The sequence below is a fragment of the Thauera sp. ZXT1-4 genome (assembly GCF_052598215.2).
Window position 1 is genome coordinate 126,306 of record NZ_JBQWSN020000002.1, and the last position, 19,976, is coordinate 146,281.

Sequence of the window (19,976 nt, forward strand, 5' to 3'; positions counted from 1 at the left end):
CCCGACACTGCAGCCCCGTCGATCGGGGCAACCGTACATAACAGGTGGCTTTCATCATGATGAAGCAACTCGAACAGACTTCGCACTTGTTCGGCTCCAACGCGCCGTTCATCGAAGAGCAATACGAGAACTATCTTGCCGACCCGGCGTCGGTGTCCGAAGAGTGGCGTGAGTATTTCGACAAGCTGCAGGCCCAAGGGGGCGCTGCGCAGCGTGATGTCGCGCACGGTCCGATCATCGCGGCCTTCGAGCAGATGGCCAAACGTGGCCCGGTACGCACCATCGTGTCGGGCGCCGGTGAGGACAAGCAGCAGGTGTCCGTGCTGCAACTGATCAACGCCTACCGCTTCCTCGGCAACCGCTGGGCGAATCTTGACCCGCTCAAGCGCACCGAGCGTCCGCAGATCGCCGAGCTGGAGCCGTCCTACTACGGCTTCACCGAGGCGGATCTCTCCAAGAACTTCAACGTCGGTTCCTTCCACGGCTTCTCGACCGAGCACGCCAGCCTGCGCGAGATCCTCGAAGCGCTGCGTCAGACCTACTGCAGCTCGATCGGCGCCGAATACATGTACATGACCGACATCGGTCAGAAGCGCTGGATCCAGAGTCGTCTGGAAAGCGTTCGCGGTACCGCGAAGTACTCGGCGGAGATGAAGAAGCGCATCCTCGAGCGGACCACGGCCGCCGAGACCCTGGAGCGTTACCTGCACACCCGCTACGTCGGCCAGAAGCGATTCTCGCTCGAAGGCGGCGAGTCGACCATCGTGGCGATGGACGAACTGATCCGCGTTGCCGGCAGTCTCGGTGTGGCCGAGACGGTGATCGGCATGGCCCACCGCGGCCGCCTCAACGTACTGGTCAACACCCTTGGCAAATCGCCCTCGATGCTGTTCTCGGAGTTCGAAGGCAAGGCACTGGCCGATCTCACTGCGGGTGACGTCAAGTACCACATGGGCTTCTCGAGCGACGTCATGACGCCGGGCGGCCCGATGCACCTGACGCTCGCGTTCAACCCGTCGCACCTCGAGATCATCAACCCGGTGGTCGAGGGCTCGGTATATGCGCGCCAGGTGCGCCGTGGCGACACCGCCAAGGGCCAGGTCCTGCCGGTGCTCATCCACGGCGACTCGGCGGTGGCTGGCCAGGGTGTCAACCAGGAGATGCTGAACTTCTCGCAGACCCGTGGTTATGGCACCGGCGGCACGGTGCACCTGGTGGTGAACAACCAGATCGGCTTCACCACCTCCGACCCGCGCGACTACCGCTCCTCGCTGTACTGCACCGACATCTTCAAGATGGTCGAGGCGCCGATCTTCCACGTGAACGGCGACGATCCCGAGGCCGTGGCCTTCGTGACCGCGCTGGCCGTGGAGTTCCGTCAGGAGTTCAAGAAGGACGTCGTGGTCGACATCATCTGCTTCCGCAAGCTCGGCCACAACGAGCAGGATGAGCCGATGGTGACCCAGCCGCTGATGTACCGCACCATCCAGAAGCACCCGGGCACCCGCAAGCTCTACGCCGACCGTCTGGTGGCCGAGGGCACGCTGAAGAACGAGGAGCCCGACCAGATGATCGCCGAGTACCGCGAGCACCTGGACAAGGGCGAGCTGCTGTACAACCCGGTGCTGTCCGGTCATAACCGCCAGTTCGCGGTCGACTGGACGCCGTACCTGAAGCAGCCCTACACCGACGAGGCCGATACCAGCATCCCGGTGCAGGAGATCAAGCGTCTGGCCGAGCGTCTGACCGCCGTGCCCGCGAGCTTCACCTTGCACTCGCGCGTCAAGAAGATCATCGACGACCGTGCCGCGATGGGTCGAGGTGACCTGCCGCTCGACTGGGGCATGGGCGAGAACCTCGCCTACGCCAGTCTGCTGGCGCAGGGCTACGGCGTGCGGATCTCCGGTGAGGACGTCGGTCGTGGCACCTTCTTCCACCGCCATGCTGTGTTGCACGACCAGAAGCGCGAGCGTTGGGACGAGGGCAACTACAAGCCGCTCGACCACATCCAGGACGGCCAGGCGCGCTTCCAGTGCTTCGACTCAGTGCTGTCCGAAGAAGGCGTGCTTGCCTTCGAATACGGCTATTCCACCACCGAACCGAATGAGCTCGTGGTGTGGGAAGCCCAGTTCGGCGACTTCGTCAACGGTGCCCAGGTGGTGCTCGACCAGTTCATCAGCTCCGGCGAGGCGAAGTGGGGCCGTCTGTGCGGCTTGACGCTGATGCTGCCGCACGGCTACGAAGGACAGGGGCCCGAGCACTCGTCGGCGCGTCTCGAGCGTTACATGAACAACGCCGCGGAGCACAACTGGCAGATCTGCGTGCCGACCACGCCGGCGCAGATCTTCCACCTGCTACGTCGCCAGATGCTGCGCAAGCTGCGCAAGCCGCTGATCATCATCACGCCGAAGTCGCTGCTGCGTCACAAGGAAGCGATCTCGTCGATGGACGAGCTCGCCAGCGGCCGTTTCCAGACGGTGATTCCCGAGGTCGAGCAGCTCGACGCCAAGAAGGTCAAGCGTGTCGTGCTCTGCCAGGGCAAGATCTACTACGAACTGCTGGCGCATCGTCGCGAGAACAAGATCACCGACACCGCGCTGGTGCGTATCGAGCAGCTGTATCCCTTCCCGGTGGAGGAGTTCACCAAGGCGATCAACCAGTTCCCGAACGCCAAGGAAGTGGTCTGGTGCCAGGAAGAGCCTCGCAACCAAGGGGCGTGGTACTGGCTCGCCTCGCGTCAGCACCTGGTCAACGTGCTCGGCACCAAGCGCCGTCTGCTGCTCGTCAGCCGTCCGGCTGCGGCGTCGCCGGCCGTGGGCTATTACGCCGTGCATAATGCACAACAGAAGGGCGTCATCGAAAACGCCTTCGGTCCGATCAAGGACACCACGCCGCAGTCCCCGAACTGAACGCACACCTAGGGAGAGATATTCATGCTGATCGAAGTCAAAGTACCGCAGCTGTCCGAGTCCGTTTCCGAGGCCACGCTGGTCACCTGGCACAAGAAGGAAGGCGAGGCCGTCTCGCGCGACGAGAACCTGATCGACATCGAGACCGACAAGGTCGTGCTCGAGACCCCCGCGCCGGCCGACGGCGTGCTGGTCAAGATCATCAAGCAGGGCGGTGACACCGTCGCGTCGGGCGAGTTGATCGCCCAGATCGACACCGAAGCCAAGGCCGCCGCCGGTGCAGCGCCGGCCGCCGAGCCGGCCCCGGCGGTCACTCCGCCGCCGGCTGCTGCGGCCTCGTCGGCTGCCGGCGCCGCCAGCCCGGCCGCGCGCAAGATCCTCGACGAGAAGGGCATCGCTTCCGCGGACGTGGCCGGTACCGGCCGTGGCGGGCGCGTGACCAAGGAAGACGCGGTTGCGGCGCAGTCCAAGCCTGCTGCCGCTGCAGCGCCGGCCGTGATCGCGGCCGTTGGTGACCGTGCCGAAGAGCGCGTGCCGATGACCCGCCTGCGTGCCCGTATCGCCGAGCGCCTGCTCCAGTCGAAGAACGAGAACGCCATCCTGACCACGTTCAATGAAGTGAACATGGCGCCGGTCATGGCTCTGCGCAAGCAGTACGGAGACAAGTTCGAGAAGGCCCACGGCGTGCGCCTGGGCTTCATGGGCTTCTTCGTCAAGGCCGCCGTGGCCGCGCTGAAGAAGTTCCCGATCCTGAACGCCTCGGTCGATGGCAACGACATCGTCTACCACGGCTACATCGACATCGGCATCGCAGTCGGTTCGCCGCGCGGCCTGGTGGTGCCGATCCTGCGCAACGCCGAGTCCATGTCGATCGCCGAGATCGAGCTCAAGATCGCCGAGTTCGGCCAGAAGGCCAAGGACGGCAAGCTGTCGCTGGAAGAACTGTCCGGCGGCACCTTCTCGATCTCCAATGGCGGTGTGTTCGGCTCGATGATGTCCACCCCGATCATCAACCCGCCGCAGTCGGCCATCCTGGGCATCCACGCCACCAAGGACCGTGCCGTGGTCGAGAACGGGCAGGTCGTCGTGCGCCCGATCAACTACCTCGCCATGTCCTACGACCACCGCATCATCGACGGTCGTGAGGCCGTGCTCGGCCTGGTGACGATGAAGGAAGCGCTGGAAGATCCGGCTCGCCTGATCCTCGACGTCTGATCACAACGCACAGGGGCGCGTCACGCCGCCGGGCTTCTCGCCCGCGCGGCGGGGCAGCGCCCCGTTTTCCTGAAGGGAGAGATGAATGTCCAAAGAATTCGACGTCCTCGTCATCGGCGGCGGCCCCGGCGGCTATGTCGCGGCCATCCGTGCGGCGCAGCTCGGCTTCAAGACCGCGTGCTGCGAATCCAACCCCTATGCCGACCCCAAGGGTGAGCCCCGCCTCGGCGGCACCTGCCTGAACGTCGGCTGCATCCCGTCCAAGGCGCTGCTGCACACCTCGCACCTGTTCGAGGAAGCCGGCCACGCCTTCGAAGGCCAGGGCATCAGCGTCGGCACGCCCAAGATCGACGTGCCCAAGATGATCGCGCGCAAGTCGGGCATCGTCGACCAGCTCACCGGCGGCATCAAGGGCCTGTTCAAGAAGAACAAGGTCACCCTGCTCAACGGCCATGGTTCGTTCGTCGGCAAGGCGGACGCGGGCTGGCAGCTCAAGGTGGGCGACGAGACCGTGACCGCGAAGCAGGTCATCGTCGCCACCGGCTCGGCCCCGCGCCACCTGCCGGGCATTCCGGTCGACAACAAGATCGTGTGTGACAACGTCGGTGCGCTCGACATCGACGCGGTGCCGAAGAAGCTCGCCGTGATTGGTGCCGGCGTCATCGGTCTGGAGATGGGCTCGGTGTGGCGCCGCGTGGGTGCGGATGTCACCGTGCTCGAAGCCATGCCCGACTTCCTCGCGGCGGCGGACCAGGACGTGGCCAAGGAAGCGCTCAAGGTCTTCACCAAGCAGGGCCTCAAGATCAACCTCGGCGTCACCATCGGTGAGGTCAAGATCGGCAAGAAGGGCGTCATCATCGCCTACAAGGACAAGGACGGTGCCGACCAGAAGCTGGAAGCCGACCGCCTGATCGTGTCGGTGGGCCGCGTGCCCAACACCGAAGGCCTGAACCCCGAGGCGGTCGGTCTCAAGGTGACCGAGCGCGGCATGATCGAGGTCGATGACCACTGCCGTACCAACCTGCCCGGTGTGTGGGCGGTGGGTGACGTGGTGCGCGGCCCGATGCTGGCGCACAAGGCGATGGAAGAGGCCGTCATGGTTGCCGAACTGATGGCAGGTCAGGCCGGGCACTGCAATTTCGACACCGTGCCCTGGGTCATCTACACCAGCCCCGAAATCGCCTGGGTCGGCAAGACCGAGCAGCAACTCAAGGCCGCCGGCGTGGCGTACAAGGTCGGCAAGATCCCGTTCCTCGCCAACGGTCGCGCGCTTGGCATGGGCGATCCTACCGGCTTCGTCAAGATGCTGGCCGACGCCAACACCGACCGCATCCTCGGCGTGCACATCATCGGTGCCAACGCTTCGGAGCTGATCTCCGAAGCCGTGGTGGCGATGGAGTTCGCCGGCTGCTCGGAAGACCTCGCGCGCATCTGCCACGCCCACCCGACCCTGTCGGAAGTGGTGCACGAGGCCGCGCTCGCTTGCGACAAGCGCCCGCTGCACTTCTGAGCGAAGCGCAAGGCGTGAGGGGTGAGGTGCGGGGTCTCTCGCACCCACCCCTTTTCGCGTCAACCTGCTGCTCTCCGATCAACGCTTCTGACCGATTCTCATGCCCCATCGCATCCTGAACGTTCCCCAGCACGGGATGATCGACGCCTACGAGGCCCAGCTCAAGACGCGCGGCTTCCAGTCCGACCCCGCCCAGCGCGCCGCCGCCCAGCGCCTGCAGGGGCTGTACACCGAACTCGTCGGCTTCAAGGTCGCCCGCCAGGGCAGCCGCCTGAAGCAGTTCCTGAACAAGCCGAAGATGCCGCGCAGCGTGTATTTCTGGGGTGGCGTGGGCCGCGGCAAGAGTTTCCTGATGGACTGCTTCTACGACTCGGTGCCATATCGCCGCAAGCGCCGGGTGCACTTCCACGCCTTCATGCAGGAGGTGCAGAACGACCTGCGCAAGTTCAACAACGCGCCCGATCCGCTGCAGAAGGTCGCCGACCGTATCGCCGAGCACACCCGCCTGTTGTGCTTCGACGAGTTCCACGTGTCCGACATCGCCGACGCGATGATCCTGGGGCGTCTGCTCGACGCGCTCTTCGACCGCGGCGTGATTTTCGTGATGACCTCGAACTATCCGCCCGACGGCCTCTATCCCAACGGCCTGATGCGCATCAACTTCCTGCCCACGATCGAGAAGATCAAACAGCGCTTCGACGTCATCGAGGTCGACCACGGCACCGACTACCGCCTGCGCACGCTGGAGAAGATGGAGATCTACCTGGTCCCGCACAGCACCGCGGCCGAGGCCAAGATGGCGGAGGACTTCCGCCGCCTCGCCGCCACCGAGGGCCGGCCGGGCCAGATCGAGATCCTGGGTCGCAGCCTTCCGGTGGTGCGGCATGCTCCGGGGGTGATCTGGTTCGACTTCGCCACGCTGTGCGGCGGACCGCGCTCGCAGAACGACTATCTGGAGATCGCGCGCGAGCATCACACGTTGATCCTCTCCGACGTGCCGAAGATGCTTGTTGGCAACGCCTCCGAGGCACGCCGCTTCACTTGGCTGATCGACGTGCTCTACGACCATCGCGTCAAGCTCATCATGAGTGCCGCCGTCGAGGCTCACGACCTCTACACCGAAGGCCACAACGCTCACGAGTTCGTGCGCACGGTCAGTCGCCTGATCGAGATGCGCACCCGCGACTACCTGGCCGAGGCGCACCGGACGGAGTGAGGCGGGCCTCATCGCACGCATGGGGCTCGGGAGCCGGCGCGCGGCAGAGGGGCGTCGGCCTGTCGAGCCACCTCGGTCGCGTGTTACAATTGCGCAAATATAAATGACCGCCGTAACAGGCGGTCTGCTTTTTCTGGCTGCCAATGCGGCCGGCCGGCGGCCTGGCGCATTCTCGCAAGCGCCGCCTGCGACGGCCTTGTGGGCGCTGATCCGACGCCCGAACCGCAGGCCTTTTCGGGCAAGCGCCGGTTCTGACAATCCCGACTTCAAGGAGCCCAGCTGTGACGCAAAAGCTCACGGCCTTCCTCGCGTTCGTCTTCGCGATCGTGATGGGGGCCATCAACCCCACGACCAGCCATGCGGCCGACCCGGCGGCAGCAACGAGCGCCGAGCAGGCGGGCCATCAGCGGCTCGCCGACCTGCTGGAAGACGAAGCCACCCGCAACGCCCTCATCGAACAGCTGCGCAAGCTCGGTGAGGACCAGGCTGCCGAGGCCATCGCAGGCGAGCAGGGTGCGCAGACGCTGGCCGGCCGTGTCGCCGGTCTGACGCAACAGCTCGCCCAGGGGATCGTCGACGAAAGCCGCACCGCCGTGGCTGCGCTGCAGGACGCCTGGGCGCAGGCGAGAGCGGCCGATCCGCAAGCCCTGCTGTGGGTGCTTGGGGAACTCGTGGTGCTCGTGGTCGTGACGCTCGTTGCCTACCGGATCCTGGGCGCCGCGGCCGGCCCCGCCTTTCGTGCGCTCGATCGCTACGGTGCGGGCGGCGAGGGCTTGCGCGCCCTGGGCTGGATTCGTCGCGTGTTTGCGGTGGCCGGCGCGGCCCTGGTCGATCTCATTGCCATCGGGCTTGCCTGGCTTGCGGGCTACGGCGTTGCGCTCTTCCTGCTCGGCGAGCCGGGCAGCCTGCGCATCCAGGAGTCGCTGTTCCTCAATGCCTTCCTCGCGGTGGAGCTCGTTCGCCTGGTGATACGCCTGCTGCTGTCGCAGCGTGGCGACAACCTGGGTGTTCTTCCGATGAGTGGCGAGAACAAGGCCTACTGGGCGACCTGGGCCGGGCGCATGGTGTATTTCCTCGGCTATGGACTGATGTGGCTGGTGCCGGTGGTGGAGCACTATCTCACCGCCGAGCTGGGGCGTGCGCTCGTGATCCTGATCCTGCTCTCGGCAGTGCTGCGTGCGGCGGTGGTGGTGATGCAGAACCGCCAGCGCGGCCGCCTCGCCCTCGAGGCGCTCGGCGAACGCATGCAGACCTCTTTCGGGCGCATCAGCATGACGATCAGCGCGCGCATCTGGCATGTCGCCGCACTCGTGTATCTGGGCGCAGTGCTGGTCACCTCGCTGCTGTATCCGAAGGATGCCTTGCCCTTCATGCTGCGCGCGACCGGCCAGACCTTGCTCGCGGTGTTCATCGGCATCGCGCTGGCGGCGCTGCTCACCCAGGTGATCCTGCGTCGCATCCGCATCGGCGACGAACTGCGGCGCAAGTTCCCGCTCCTGGAGGCGCGGCTGAACGCCTATGTACCGACGGCGCTGAAGGTCGCCCGCTTCGTGATCCTGGCCGTGGTGCTGGCCTTCGTCGTGGACGCGTGGACGCCTTTTGATTTCGGTGCGTGGCTCGCTTCGGAGGCAGGCGGTCGCTTCGTCGGCCGGGTGGTGTCGGTCGCGCTGATCGTGGCGCTCGCGCTGCTCGTGTGGCTGGTGGTGGCGAGCTGGATCGAGTTCAGGCTCAGCGCTGAGGCAGGGGGGGCGTCGAACCCGCGCGCGCGGACCTTGCTGACCATCTTCCGCAATGCGGTGGCGATCGCGCTCGTGGTGCTCACGACCATGGTGGTGCTGGCCGAGATCGGTATCAACATTGCGCCGCTGCTTGCCGGTGCCGGCGTGCTGGGCCTTGCGATCGGCTTCGGTGCACAGAAGCTGGTGCAGGACGTCATCACCGGCGTGTTCATCCAGCTCGAGCGTGCGATCGATGTGGGCGATGTCGTCACTGCAGGCGGCATCACCGGCACCGTCGAGCGCATGACCATCCGCTCCATCGGCATGCGCGACCTGCATGGCACCTACCACCTGCTGCCGTTCTCGTCGGTCGACATGGTGTCGAACTACAACCGCGACTTCGCCTACCACGTCGGCGAATATGGGATCGGCTACCGTGAAGATACCGACGAAGCCATCGTTCATCTGCGCGCAGCCTTCGCCGAACTGCTCGAGGATCCGGCACAGTGCGACGTGATCCTGGACCGTCAACTCGAAGTGCACGGCGTGACCGCGCTGGCAGACAGCTCGGTGAATATCCGCGTGCGCATCAAGACCCGCGCGGGTTCTCAGTTCCCGGTGGGCCGCGCCTACAACCGCCTGGTCAAGCGCCACTTTGACGCGGCGGGCATCGAGATCCCGTATCCGCACATGACGCTCTACTTCGGCGAGGACAAGCAGGGCAAGGCGCCCCCGGCAAATCTGCGCGTGCTTAACGGCACGCTGGCGGGCGAGATTACGCAGGAGCGATCGTGAGCTAGGCGAGAGGACAGGACCTCGATCGCGTCGCTGGCCGGTCGGGATGCTGCATCCAGCGCACGGAGGCTTGATGATGAAGGGATGTCCCGCTTCCCGCTGAGCGCGGGGCTCCGAGCGCTATACTCTCGGGTTTTCACGCTCTTGCATCATGTCCGACCCCACTCCGATCTTTGCCGCCGACGGTCCGCTTGCCACTGCCATCCCCGGCTTCCGCGCCCGTGCGCAGCAGATCGAGATGGCGCAGAAGATCGCCGAGGCGCTGCGCGACAACCGCGTGCTGGTGGCGGAGGCGGGGACGGGTACGGGCAAGACCTTCGCCTACCTGGTGCCCGCCCTGCTCGGTGGTGGAAAGGTCATCGTCTCCACCGGCACCAAGACCCTGCAGGATCAGCTCTTCAACCGCGACCTCCCCACGGTGCGCGCGGCGCTCAAGGTGCCGGTGTCGATCGCGCTGCTGAAGGGCCGCGCCAACTACGTCTGCCATTACCACCTCGAGCGCAACGCCCGGGACGGCCGCTTCCTCACCGCGCAGGATGCCGCCGACCTGCGCGCCATCGGCCGCTTCGCCCAGGTCACGCAGAGTGGCGACAAGGCCGAATGCACCGATGTGCGCGAGGACTCGCTGGCCTGGCTCGCTGCCACCTCGACGCGCGACAACTGCCTCGGCCAGGACTGCCCGCACAAGGAAGAGTGCTTCGTGATGCAGGCGCGGCGCAACGCGATGGAGGCCGACGTGGTGGTGGTCAATCACCATCTCTTCTTCGCCGACGTGATGTTGCGCGATGAGGGCATGGGCGAACTGCTGCCGGCGTGCAACGCGGTGATCTTCGACGAGGCCCACCAGCTGCCCGAAACCGCGAGCCTGTTCTTCGGCGACAGCGTATCCACCGCCCAGGTGCTGGAACTGGCCCGTGACACGCGTTCCGAGACGGTGGCGGCGGCGCGCGACTGCGTGGCGATGATCGACCAGACCCGCAACCTGGAGAAGGCCGCGCGCGACCTGCGACTGGTGTTTGGCGCCGAGTCTGCGCGCATCTCGGCCGCGCAGGCTGCCGAGCAAGAGCACTTCGACGCCATGGTCGAGGCGCTGGAGAAGGCGCTGGCGGACTTCCATGCGGTGCTCGACACCCAGGCCGAACGCTCCGAGGGCCTGGGCAACTGCCTGCGCCGCACCGAGGAGATGGCCGAACGGCTGACGAGCTGGCGCAAGCCGGAAGGCAGGGAGGTGATCCGCTGGGTCGAGGTCTTCTCCCAGTCGCTTGCGCTTAACGCGACCCCCCTGCACGTATCCGACGTGTTCAAGCGCCAGCTCGAAGGTCACCCGCGGGCGTGGATTTTCACCTCGGCGACGCTGGCGGTGGGCAAGGCCGACTTCGGCCACTATTGTCGCGAGCTGGGTCTGGCCTGGATGGATCCGCCGCCGCTCACCGCGGTGTGGGGCAGTCCCTTCGACTATGCGGAGCAGGCCCTGTTGTATGCCCCTGCCGGAATGCCCGAGCCGAACTCGCCCGACTACACCGAGCGCGTGGCGAAGGTCGCGCTGCCACTGATTCGCGCGGCGCGCGGGCGCGCCTTCGTGCTGTGCACATCGCTGCGCGCGATGCGCCGTATCCACGAGCTCATCCTCGATGGCCTGCAGCAGCGTGGCGACGCGCTGCCGGTGCTGCTGCAGGGCGAGGGTTCGCGCACCGAGCTGCTCGAACGCTTCCGCCGCCTGGGCAATGCGGTACTGGTGGCGAGCCAGAGCTTCTGGGAGGGTGTGGACGTGCCGGGTGATGCGCTGTCACTGGTCGTGATCGACAAGCTGCCCTTCGCGCCGCCCGACGATCCGGTGCTCGCTGCGCGCGTCGAGCACATGCAGAAGCAGGGTCTGAGTCCCTTCGTACACCACCAGTTGCCGAAGACCGTGATCAACATGAAGCAGGGCGCCGGACGGCTGATCCGCACCGAGCGCGACCGCGGCGTGCTGTGCATTTGCGATCCGCGCATGATCGAGAAATCCTACGGCAAGGTCGTGTGGCGCAGCCTGCCGCCGATGCGGCGCACGCGCGCCGAAGCCGATGCGGTCGCGTTCCTCGAGAAGCTGCCGCCGCCCCGGGAGGGCGACTGAGCGGGGTCAAGGGTGAGGAGGGCCTCTCTGTTGTATCCTCTCGGGTCACGCAACTCCCAACCTTCCGTGGTTTCTCGATGAAAGTCTTCGGTTTCGCCGGCTGGTCCGGTTCCGGCAAGACCACCTTGGTGGAAAAGCTCATTCCAGAGTTCACTGCGCGCGGCCTGCGCGTGTCGGTGATCAAGCACGCCCATCACGGCTTCGACCTCGACAAGCCGGGCAAGGACTCGTGGCGTCATCGCGAGGCTGGGGCGACACAGGTCCTGATGCTGTCGAACGACCGCTGGGTGCTGATGCATGAACTCCGCGGCGCGCCCGAGCCCACGCTGGAACAACAGCTTCGCCTGCTCGAACCCTGCGACCTGGTGCTGATCGAAGGCTACAAGGCCGCCGCCGTGCCGAAGATCGAAATCCATCGCCCCGCGCATGGCAAGCCGCCGCTGTGGCCGGAGAATCCGCACGTGGTTGCGGTCGCCACCAACGGCGAGATCGACTGCCCGCTGCCGTGCCTGCCACTCGACGCGCCGGCCCCGATCGCAGACTTCATTCTCGATTTCCTCAAGATCCAATGAACGCCAACATGCTTTCCTTCGATGAAGCCCACGAGAAGCTGCTCGGCTTCGTCCGCCCTGTGCGCGAGATCGAGCAGGTGGACACCATGTTTGCCGCGGGTCGTGTGCTTGCCGCGACGCAGTACTCGGCAATCAATCAGCCACCGATGGACAACTCCGGCATGGATGGTTACGCGCTACGCGCGGCCGACGTGCCTGTCGCGGGCACGCGGCTGCCGGTCAGTCAGCGCATCCCCGCAGGCTGCGTCGGCCACGAGCTTGCACCGGGCACGGCCGCACGCATCTTTACCGGCGCACCGCTGCCCCCGGGGGCCGACACGGTGGTGATGCAGGAACTGTGCGAGCATGCGGGCGAAGAGGTCCTGATCAACACCGTACCCAGGATCGGCGAAGCCGTGCGCAGGATGGGCGAGGACATCGCCTCGGGCGACGCCATCCTGCCTGCGGGCCTGCGCCTGACACCACAGGCCGTCGCCCTGGCGGCTTCAGTCGGGCTGGCGCAGCTGCCCGTGTATCGACGGGTGAAAGTAGCGATGTTCTCGACCGGCTCCGAACTCGTGATGCCGGGTGAGCCCTTGCCGCCGGGGGGCATCTACAACTCGAACCGTTTCATGCTGCGCGGACTGCTGGTCGCGCTTGGTTGCGAAGTGGAAGACTTCGGCATCGTGCCCGACCGCCTGGACGCCACGCGCGAGGTTCTGCGGCGTGCTGCCGAGGGCCACGATCTGATCCTGACCAGCGGCGGCGTGTCGGTGGGCGAGGAAGACCACGTCAAGCCCGCGGTGGAGGCAGAGGGCAGTCTCGACATGTGGAAGATCGCGATGAAGCCCGGCAAGCCGCTCGCGTACGGCCGTGTGCATGGCGCTGCCTTCATCGGCCTGCCGGGCAACCCGGTTTCGAGCTTTGTAACCTTCCTGATGATGGTGCGCCCCTTCCTGCTCGCCACACAGGGCGTGCGTGAGGTTGCGCCGGCCTCGATCCTGCTGCGTGCGGACTTCGACTGGCCCCGGCCCGATCGCCGGCGGGAGTTCCTGCGCGCACGCGTGAATGCGCAGGGCGGTGTGGAGCTCTTCTCCAATCAGGGGTCGGCGGCGCTCAACTCCACGGTGTGGGCCAACGGCCTGGTGGATATCCCGGCCGACACAGCGATCGTACGTGGTGAGAGCGTGCGCTTCCTGCCCTATGGCGACCTGATGCTCTGAGCCGCGCCGCGGCCGGCGCGCAACAACGATCCTGGACGAACACAGCGGACGAATACAGCAATGACTACGAAGGTGAAGCTTCTTTATTTCGCCAGCTTGCGCGAGGCGGTCGGGAAATCGGGTGAGGAACTCGAGTTGCCTGCCGGTGTTGAGACCGTGGGTGCATTGCGCGCCCATCTCGCGCAGCGCGGGGACGGCTGGCAGGCGCTCGCGGCGGGACGCAATGTGCGCGCCGCGCTCAACCAGCACATGGTGGGCGCGGAAGCGGCCGTGGGCGCGGGGGATGAGGTCGCGTTCTTTCCACCGGTTACGGGAGGCTGAGATGGAAATGCGCCCGGAGGTCAGCGTGCAGGAAGCCGACTTCGACGTCGGCGGCGAGATGGCCGCGCTGAGCATGGATCGGAACGACGTGGGCGCCGTGGCGAGCTTCGTGGGCCTGGTGCGCGATGTCAATGACGGCAGCGGTGTGCGCGCGATGACGCTGGAGCACTATCCCGGCATGACCGAGCGCTCGCTGGAGGAAATCGTCGCGCAGGCGCGTGCGCGCTGGCCCCTGCTCGGCGTGCGCGTGATCCACCGCTACGGCCGGCTCGAGCCGGCCGACCGCATCGTGTTCGTGGGAGTCGCCAGCGCCCATCGCGGTGCGGCCTTCGCTGCCTGTGAATTCATCATGGATTACCTGAAGACACGGGCGCCGTTCTGGAAGTGCGAGGAAACCCCGCATGGTGCGCGCTGGGTCGACGCGCGCGAGGCGGATGATTCCGCGGCGGCGCGCTGGGCGGAAGAAGGAGAAGGTGTGGACGACGTTTCCTGGGACGAGATCGAACAGCGACGCTGAGCGCACCTGCGCTGCACGCGGCCCGGGCAGTGCCTGGGCAGACGTGAAGACGGCGCCCGCAGGCGCCGTCTTTCGATCCGTGTCACCCGTAAGCGGGTTGCCGGGGCTTCCGCCCTGCGAGGCTCAGCGGCGGCCCTTGCCGGCCTGCTGCGTGAAGGACTGGAAGGCCTCGGTCGAGGCGCGGGTCATCTGCTCGAAGGCGGCGCGGGTGGTATCCATCGCGGTCTGCATCGCACCCAGTGCGTTCTGGTCAGCGATCGGCATGCCCTTGAACATCTTCTGCATGGCCTCGAACATGTCGGCGCTACCGGTGCTCAACTGCTCGCCGATGAGCTTGCCGAACTCCGCCTGCGTAGCCGCGGTGATCTCGGTGATCTGGCGTGCGCAGGCAAGCATCTGCTCGGTGGTGTTCTGCGCGAAGTGCGCACGCATGTCCATCATGCTCTTCGGGTCCTTCGCCGCGGTCAGCGCCCGGGCGTTTTCGACACCCTCCTCGAACAGACGCTTGGCAGCGTTGACCTGGATCTCCATGATGCGCTGCGAATTTTCGATGGACATCTGGGCCAGGCGCATGGCGGCCTCAAGGTTTTTCTTCTGAAGTTCGTTCAACTGGTCTTGCTTGCTGGCCATAAGATCCTCTCCACTCGCTTGAATGATCGGTTGCTGTAATGTCGGACGTTTATGCACACCGTTTTTCGGCGCAAGCGGTCTTGGTGCCGCAGCGAACGTCCTGGCTTCACAATAGCACAAGCGATGCCGCATTCCGCCGGGACTGCAGTTGGCGTGGGAAATCCGGCTTGAATGTCGCAATGCAGCAACAATTTCTGCCGCGGGATTCGCTCAGTGGATCATCGGCCGGTTCGGCAGGCCCGCATCCGGCGCAGGTGGCTCGCCCGAGCGTGGGAAGTGCCGCTGCAGGCAGGCTCCGACATCCTCGATGGCGAGCAGCAGCGCCTGCTCGACTTCGCCGTCCCGGCAGCAGCGCCCGATTGCCCCGACCAGATCGTTCCAGTGCGCCGCTCCGGTCGCACGTGTCAGTCCGCGGTCGGCGACGATCTCGATGCGATGCTCGGCCAGCAGCAGGTAGATCAGCACGCCGTTGTTGTTTTCAGTATCCCAGACGCGCTGCTTGCCGAAGAGCGTGATGGCGCGGTCCCGCACCACCTCGGAAAGGGGCTCGCCGTGCAGGAGGTGGCGCCACAGGTAACTGGGCGGCAGGCTCGCCTCCACACAGACGCAGATTTGTCCACTGTGGGTGGCTTCGCTCTGTGCGATGCGGGCCTCTAGCCGGCCGTTCGCGGCCTCGTCCAGGGCGCGGCGTGCGTCTCCGGCGTCCAGCCAGAGGTGGCGGAGCAGGCGACGCAACTTCTCCGTCACCATCTCCCCGATGCTCCCCCGCCACCGAAGCTGCCCCCACCCCCGGAGCGGAAGCCGCCACCGCCACTGAATCCTCCACCTCCGAACCCGCCCCGGCTGCGGATGACCGGGCCGCCGCCCGCGTGGGGTGGTCCGCCGCGCCCGCTGGCGCCTACGCCAAGGACGAAAACGAGGACCACGGCAAGCACGGCGCCGACGAGGGCGAGCAGCACGCTCGCGGTCAGCACATGCACGATCAAGCCGGTCGCACCGCCGGTGAGAAGGGCACCCAGCTTGCGGCCGAAGTTGCTGACAAGCACGGCCCCGAGCATGGGGACGATGACGACGAGCAGGGCACCGATGTCTTCCAGCGCACTGCTCGGTGCGTCGTCCAGCCTGGGTTCGGGCAGCGGCAGGGCTTCGCCACGGATCAGCGCGAACAGCGCATCCACGCCGGCATCGATTCCTGCCGCGTAGCCGCCGTGGCGAAAGGCGGGGGCAATGACGTCGTCGATGATGCGCCAGGCGGCGAGGTCGGGAATCGCGCCCTCGAGCGCACGTGCGACCTCGATGCGGATCCTGCGATCCGTCGTGGCAATGACCAGCAGTACGCCGTCGCCGACATCACGACGCCCTATCTTCCAGGTATCCGCAGCGCGAAACGCGAACGCTGCGATGTCTTCGGGAGCGGTCGTCGGCAGCAGCAGAACGACGATCTGGCTGCCACGCTCGGCTTCGAAGGTGGCGAGCTTCTGTTCGAGCGCGCTGCGTTCCTCCGCATTCAGCGCGCCGCTCTGGTCGATCACGCGTGCACTCAGCGGCGGAACCGGCTGCAGGGGTTCGGCGTGCACGCAGGTCGGCCAGACGACGACGAGAAGTGCGAGCAGCGGGGCGAAAAACAGTGCGAACAGGGGGGTGTGCAGCGGCGTGAGCAGCAGGGCGAGACGGCGTCCGGGGTCCGGACGCCGCCGCCTCGCGCGGCGGCCCTGCCGGGGCGCGGCTACGTCGGGCAGCCGGGTCAGACCTGGATCGGGCATGCGCGTGCCCCCGTTCAGCGCTTGTCCTGGCTACCGAAGTCCACGCGCGGCGGAGTAGCGATCTCGGCCTCGTTGGCGACGGTGAAGCCCGGCTTGGGTTCGTAGCCGAACACCATCGCGGTGAGATTGCTCGGGAAGCTGCGTGCGAGCACGTTGTAATTCCTGACTGCCTCGATATAGCGGTTGCGCGCGACGGTGACGCGATTTTCGCTGCCTTCGAGTTGCACGCGCAGATCCTGGAAGCCCTGGTTGGCCTTCAGGTTGGGATAGTTCTCCGACACGGCGAGCAGGCGAGACAGCGCGCTGCCAAGCTGCCCTTGGGCTGCCTGGAAGCGCTCCATGGCTTGCGGATCCTGCAGCATCTCTGGCGTTACCTGGATGGCGGTCGCCCTGGCGCGGGCCTCGATCACCCGGCTCAGGGTCTCCTGCTCGAAATCCGCCTCGCCCTTGACCGTCTCCACCAGGTTGGGGATCAGGTCGGCGCGCCGCTGGTACTGGTTCAGCACCTCGGACCATGCGGAGCGGGTTTCCTCGTCCAGACGCTGGAAGTCGTTGTAGCCGCACCCACCCAGTCCGAGCGAGGCGGCCAGGGCGAGGAGGGCAAGGTAGTGTCGGATCGGCGCTGGGCGCATGGTGTGTTCCCGGGGAATGCTGAGTGGATGAGGACTACTTTAGCAGCAAGAGCAGTTTTTTTGTCCTTGCTCAAGGTCCGTTCCTGCTGGTGGGGATAGGATCTGCTCGCTGCGATTCCGGCCGCAGTCCGAGACCGGACCTCTTCGATGGAAGACCCCCGATGTTCCAGAACGCTGTTCACCCCTTTGATGCGCGCGGCGTCGCCAAGCGCTTCCGCCATGCCGCGATCTTCGGTGCGCTCGAGTCGCTCGAGGACGGCGAAGTCATGCGCTTCGTGAATGACCACGATCCGCTGCCGCTGCTGAACCAGATCCAGCAGCGCTACGGCAAACAGGTCGGTATCAATTATGTCGAGCGCGAGCCCGGCAACATCGTCATCGACTTCACCATCCAGCTCGGTGCCGAAGCTGCAGCGGGTGCCCCCGCAGCGGCTGCAGCCGTCGCCGGCCATGGCGGTGGCTGCGGTGGCGGTGGCGGCCACGGCTGCTGCTCCTAAGCCTTTCCGTACTTGCGGAAGACCGCGCGGGCATCGGCCTGCGCGCGTTCCAGCGTGCAAATGGACGGATCGTCGTCATGCCCGCTGAAGAACCCGTCCTCCTGGGCGGCCATCACCAGTTTGATGGCCGCCTTTTCATTTTGGTCGAAGCGCTCGTAGAGCAGGGTTGCAACCTCGTCCAGATGTTGCTCGTACGTCATCGGCATGGGTTGCTTCCTCAGCGCAGGGTGACGAACTCTTCCGCGCTGGTCGGATGGATCGCCACAGTGTTGTCGAAGTCTGCCTTGGTTGCGCCCATCTTCACCGCTACCGCAAAGCCCTGCAGCATCTCGTCCGCACCGTCGCCGATTACATGGGCGCCGACAATACGCTCCTCGGGGCCCGCGCATACGAGCTTCATCGCAGTCTTGGGGCGATGTTCGGTCAGGGCGTGGTACATCGCAGTAAACCGGGTCACGTAGGTCTTCACGGTGTCGAAGCGCGCGCGTGCGGCCTCTTCGGTGAGGCCGACGGTGCCGATCGCCGGGTGGCTGAAGACCACGCTCGGGATGTTCTCGTACTCCAGCCTGCTGTCCGTCTGGCCGAGGAAAAGCCGCGCCGCGAGCCTGCGTCCGGCCGCGATCGCCACCGGCGTGAGCTCCGCGTGACCGGTGATGTCGCCGATGGCGTAGATGCCGGCGGCGTTCGTATTCTGGAAGGCGTCGACGGGAATCACGCCATCGTCCCGTACGCCGACTCCCGCAGCAGCCAGGTCGAGCGCATCGGTGTTCGGTCGGCGACCGGTCGCCCAGACCAGCGCATCGACCTCCAGCACCTTGCCGTCGCGGCACGCGACGCGCAGTGCGCCGTCTGCGGTGCGCTCGATGGCGGTGACCTGCGTCCCGAGATGGAGGCGGACACCGTCTTCCTGCATCTGCACTGCGAGCTCTTCGCGCAGGAGTGCGTCGAAGTTCTTCAAGAGCCGATCGCCGCGCACAAGCAGATTCACCTCGGAGCCCAGTCCTGCGAAGACCCCTGCGAGTTCCACCGCGATGTACCCGGCGCCGACCACTGCAACACGGCGCGGCTGCGTCTCGAGCGCGAAGAAGCCGTCCGAGTCCATGCCCAGCCCGGCGCCCGGGATGTCCGGCGTCACCGGCTTGCCACCGGTGGCAACGACGATGTGCGGTGCGCTGAAACGCTCGCCATTCACCTCGACCGTGCCCGGTCCGGTGAAGCGCCCGAAGCCGCGCGCCACTTCCACGCCGGATTTGTCGAGCATGCCCGCGTAGATGCCGTTCAGCCGTTCGATGTAGGCGTCGCGGCGCTGCTTGAGCGCACTCCAGTCGAAGCGTGTTTCGCCCACGGTGAAACCATAGCCCGGCGCGTCGCGCATGGCCTGGGCGATGCTGGATGCGTACCACATGACCTTCTTGGGTACACAGCCCACATTGACGCAGGTGCCGCCCAGGCGGGCGCCTTCGATCAGCAGAACCCGCGCGCCATACTCGGCTGCGCGCCGTGCCGTGGCCACGCCACCGCTGCCGCCACCGATCGCGATCAGATCGTATTCCTTCATGCGTTCTCCCTGCTTGTTCTCTTGTCCTCGCGGCCGGGGTGCATGGTGCACCTCGGCGATTACCAAGGGGACTCTATCGTGTTTCGCGCGTCGCGGCAGCGGGCGATTACAGCACCTTTTCGATCGCGGCGATCACTTCAGGGGCGTCCGGCTTGACTTCGCTCGGGAAGGCGGCGACCACGCGCCCGTTGCGATCGATCACGTACTTGTGGAAGTTCCATTCTGGCGCCGAGGACTGGCGCGCGATCTCGCGGAAGATCGGGTGCGCGGCCTCGCCGGTCACCGGGATGGGCGCGTACATGTCGAAGGTGACGCCGAAGTTCTCGAAGCAGACCTCCGCGGTCTTCGCCTCGTTGTCCGCTTCCTGACGGAAGTCGTCGGACGGAAAGCCAGCGACCTTCAGCCCCTTGTCCTTGTAGCGCTGGTGCAGCGTTTCGAGCTGGCGGAACTGGCGGGTGAAACCGCAGTGGCTTGCGGTGTTGACCACCAGCACCGGATGCCCCGCGTAGCGCTCGGCGAGCTGCACGACTTCGTCGGCGTGCAGACGGCGCAGGCTGTGGTCAAAGAGGCTGTCCGGTGCGTCCGCTGACTGGGCGAGAACAGTTGTGCCGGCCAGTGCGAGGGCAACGAGCGTCGCGGAACGAGGAAGGCATCGAAGAGCGGTGCGCAGCATGGTCATGGTCTCCGTGGAAGGTGTCGTATGGACCCGCGCGAGCCGATCCGGTTCGTCGCGCGCTACATGCGGACCGTACTTTCGCCGTCATTGTCACTTGCGCTGATGCGATCAAGGGCCAGCGCTGCGGGTCGA

Annotated in this window: 18 protein-coding genes; 11 read left to right on the forward strand and 7 right to left on the reverse strand. The window is 66.0% G+C overall.

Annotation, left to right across the window (positions count from 1 at the left end; all coding sequences use genetic code 11):
- The first annotated feature begins 56 nt into the window (after window positions 1-56).
- The 10 genes from ACUH78_RS02705 (at window position 57) to moaE (ending at window position 14,088) form a co-directional block, all read left to right on the forward strand.
- The gene (locus ACUH78_RS02705) at window positions 57-2,909 is read left to right on the forward strand and encodes a 2-oxoglutarate dehydrogenase E1 component (RefSeq protein ID WP_435750182.1); all 2,853 of its coding nucleotides are present in this window, start codon (window positions 57-59) and stop codon (window positions 2,907-2,909) included.
- Between the two features lie 24 nt (window positions 2,910-2,933).
- Window positions 2,934-4,124 carry a 2-oxoglutarate dehydrogenase complex dihydrolipoyllysine-residue succinyltransferase gene (gene odhB / locus ACUH78_RS02710; RefSeq protein WP_418364755.1) on the forward strand — a complete coding sequence of 397 codons (1,191 nt, stop codon included), beginning with the start codon at window positions 2,934-2,936 and terminating at the stop codon, window positions 4,122-4,124.
- An 85-nt stretch (window positions 4,125-4,209) separates the two neighbouring features.
- A complete protein-coding gene (gene lpdA / locus ACUH78_RS02715; protein ID WP_418364754.1) occupies window positions 4,210-5,634 on the forward strand; it encodes a dihydrolipoyl dehydrogenase in 1,425 nt (474 codons plus the stop codon).
- A gap of 100 nt (window positions 5,635-5,734) precedes the next feature.
- A complete protein-coding gene (zapE, locus tag ACUH78_RS02720; protein ID WP_418364753.1) occupies window positions 5,735-6,850 on the forward strand; it encodes a cell division protein ZapE in 1,116 nt (371 codons plus the stop codon).
- A 281-nt stretch (window positions 6,851-7,131) separates the two neighbouring features.
- Window positions 7,132-9,363 carry a mechanosensitive ion channel domain-containing protein gene (locus ACUH78_RS02725; RefSeq protein WP_418364752.1) on the forward strand — a complete coding sequence of 744 codons (2,232 nt, stop codon included), beginning with the start codon at window positions 7,132-7,134 and terminating at the stop codon, window positions 9,361-9,363.
- Between the two features lie 151 nt (window positions 9,364-9,514).
- Complete coding sequence (yoaA, locus tag ACUH78_RS02730; RefSeq protein WP_418364751.1) at window positions 9,515-11,476, forward strand: DNA repair helicase YoaA; 1,962 nt, start codon at window positions 9,515-9,517, stop codon at window positions 11,474-11,476.
- A gap of 77 nt (window positions 11,477-11,553) precedes the next feature.
- A complete protein-coding gene (gene mobB, locus ACUH78_RS02735; protein WP_418364750.1) occupies window positions 11,554-12,048 on the forward strand; it encodes a molybdopterin-guanine dinucleotide biosynthesis protein B in 495 nt (164 codons plus the stop codon).
- On the forward strand, window positions 12,045-13,250 hold the full coding sequence (locus tag ACUH78_RS02740; RefSeq protein WP_418364749.1) for a molybdopterin molybdotransferase MoeA: 1,206 nt from the start codon (window positions 12,045-12,047) through the stop codon (window positions 13,248-13,250). Before mobB ends, ACUH78_RS02740 begins: the two co-directional genes overlap by 4 nt.
- Before the next feature lie 60 nt (window positions 13,251-13,310).
- Entirely contained in the window at window positions 13,311-13,571 is a 261-nt protein-coding gene (moaD, locus tag ACUH78_RS02745; RefSeq protein ID WP_418364748.1) for a molybdopterin converting factor subunit 1, read from the forward strand.
- Between the two features lies 1 nt (window position 13,572).
- The gene (gene moaE, locus ACUH78_RS02750; protein WP_418364747.1) at window positions 13,573-14,088 is read left to right on the forward strand and encodes a molybdopterin synthase catalytic subunit MoaE; all 516 of its coding nucleotides are present in this window, start codon (window positions 13,573-13,575) and stop codon (window positions 14,086-14,088) included.
- A 123-nt stretch (window positions 14,089-14,211) separates the two neighbouring features.
- On the opposite strand, the gene ACUH78_RS02755 is transcribed toward moaE, so the two are convergent.
- The 4 genes from ACUH78_RS02755 to ACUH78_RS02770 form a co-directional block, all read right to left on the reverse strand.
- Window positions 14,212-14,718, reverse strand: a complete 507-nt coding sequence (locus ACUH78_RS02755) for a phasin family protein (protein WP_418364746.1) — start codon at window positions 14,716-14,718, stop codon at window positions 14,212-14,214.
- 210 nt (window positions 14,719-14,928) lie between these two features.
- Entirely contained in the window at window positions 14,929-15,468 is a 540-nt protein-coding gene (locus ACUH78_RS02760; RefSeq protein WP_418364745.1) for a TPM domain-containing protein, read from the reverse strand.
- Window positions 15,462-16,481 carry a TPM domain-containing protein gene (locus ACUH78_RS02765; RefSeq protein ID WP_418364744.1) on the reverse strand — a complete coding sequence of 340 codons (1,020 nt, stop codon included), beginning with the start codon at window positions 16,479-16,481 and terminating at the stop codon, window positions 15,462-15,464. The genes ACUH78_RS02760 and ACUH78_RS02765 overlap by 7 nt, the downstream gene beginning before the upstream one ends.
- A gap of 14 nt (window positions 16,482-16,495) precedes the next feature.
- On the reverse strand, window positions 16,496-17,113 hold the full coding sequence (locus tag ACUH78_RS02770; protein WP_418364743.1) for a LemA family protein: 618 nt from the start codon (window positions 17,111-17,113) through the stop codon (window positions 16,496-16,498).
- A 161-nt stretch (window positions 17,114-17,274) separates the two neighbouring features.
- Between ACUH78_RS02770 and ACUH78_RS02775 the strand changes: the two genes are divergently transcribed.
- Entirely contained in the window at window positions 17,275-17,610 is a 336-nt protein-coding gene (locus ACUH78_RS02775; RefSeq protein ID WP_418364742.1) for a DUF2249 domain-containing protein, read from the forward strand.
- Here ACUH78_RS02775 and ACUH78_RS02780 read toward each other — a convergent pair.
- The 3 genes from ACUH78_RS02780 to ACUH78_RS02790 all read right to left on the reverse strand — a co-directional run bounded on the left by ACUH78_RS02780 (window position 17,607) and on the right by ACUH78_RS02790 (window position 19,841).
- Entirely contained in the window at window positions 17,607-17,816 is a 210-nt protein-coding gene (locus ACUH78_RS02780; protein WP_418364741.1) for a hypothetical protein, read from the reverse strand. The two genes, ACUH78_RS02775 and ACUH78_RS02780, sit on opposite strands and share 4 nt — an antisense overlap.
- Window positions 17,817-17,827: 11 nt before the next feature.
- Window positions 17,828-19,168 (reverse strand): glutathione-disulfide reductase, encoded by a 1,341-nt coding sequence (gorA, locus tag ACUH78_RS02785; RefSeq protein WP_418364740.1) that lies wholly within the window; start codon window positions 19,166-19,168, stop codon window positions 17,828-17,830.
- A 106-nt stretch (window positions 19,169-19,274) separates the two neighbouring features.
- Complete coding sequence (locus ACUH78_RS02790; protein ID WP_445332658.1) at window positions 19,275-19,841, reverse strand: glutathione peroxidase; 567 nt, start codon at window positions 19,839-19,841, stop codon at window positions 19,275-19,277.
- Window positions 19,842-19,976 lie beyond the last annotated feature (135 nt).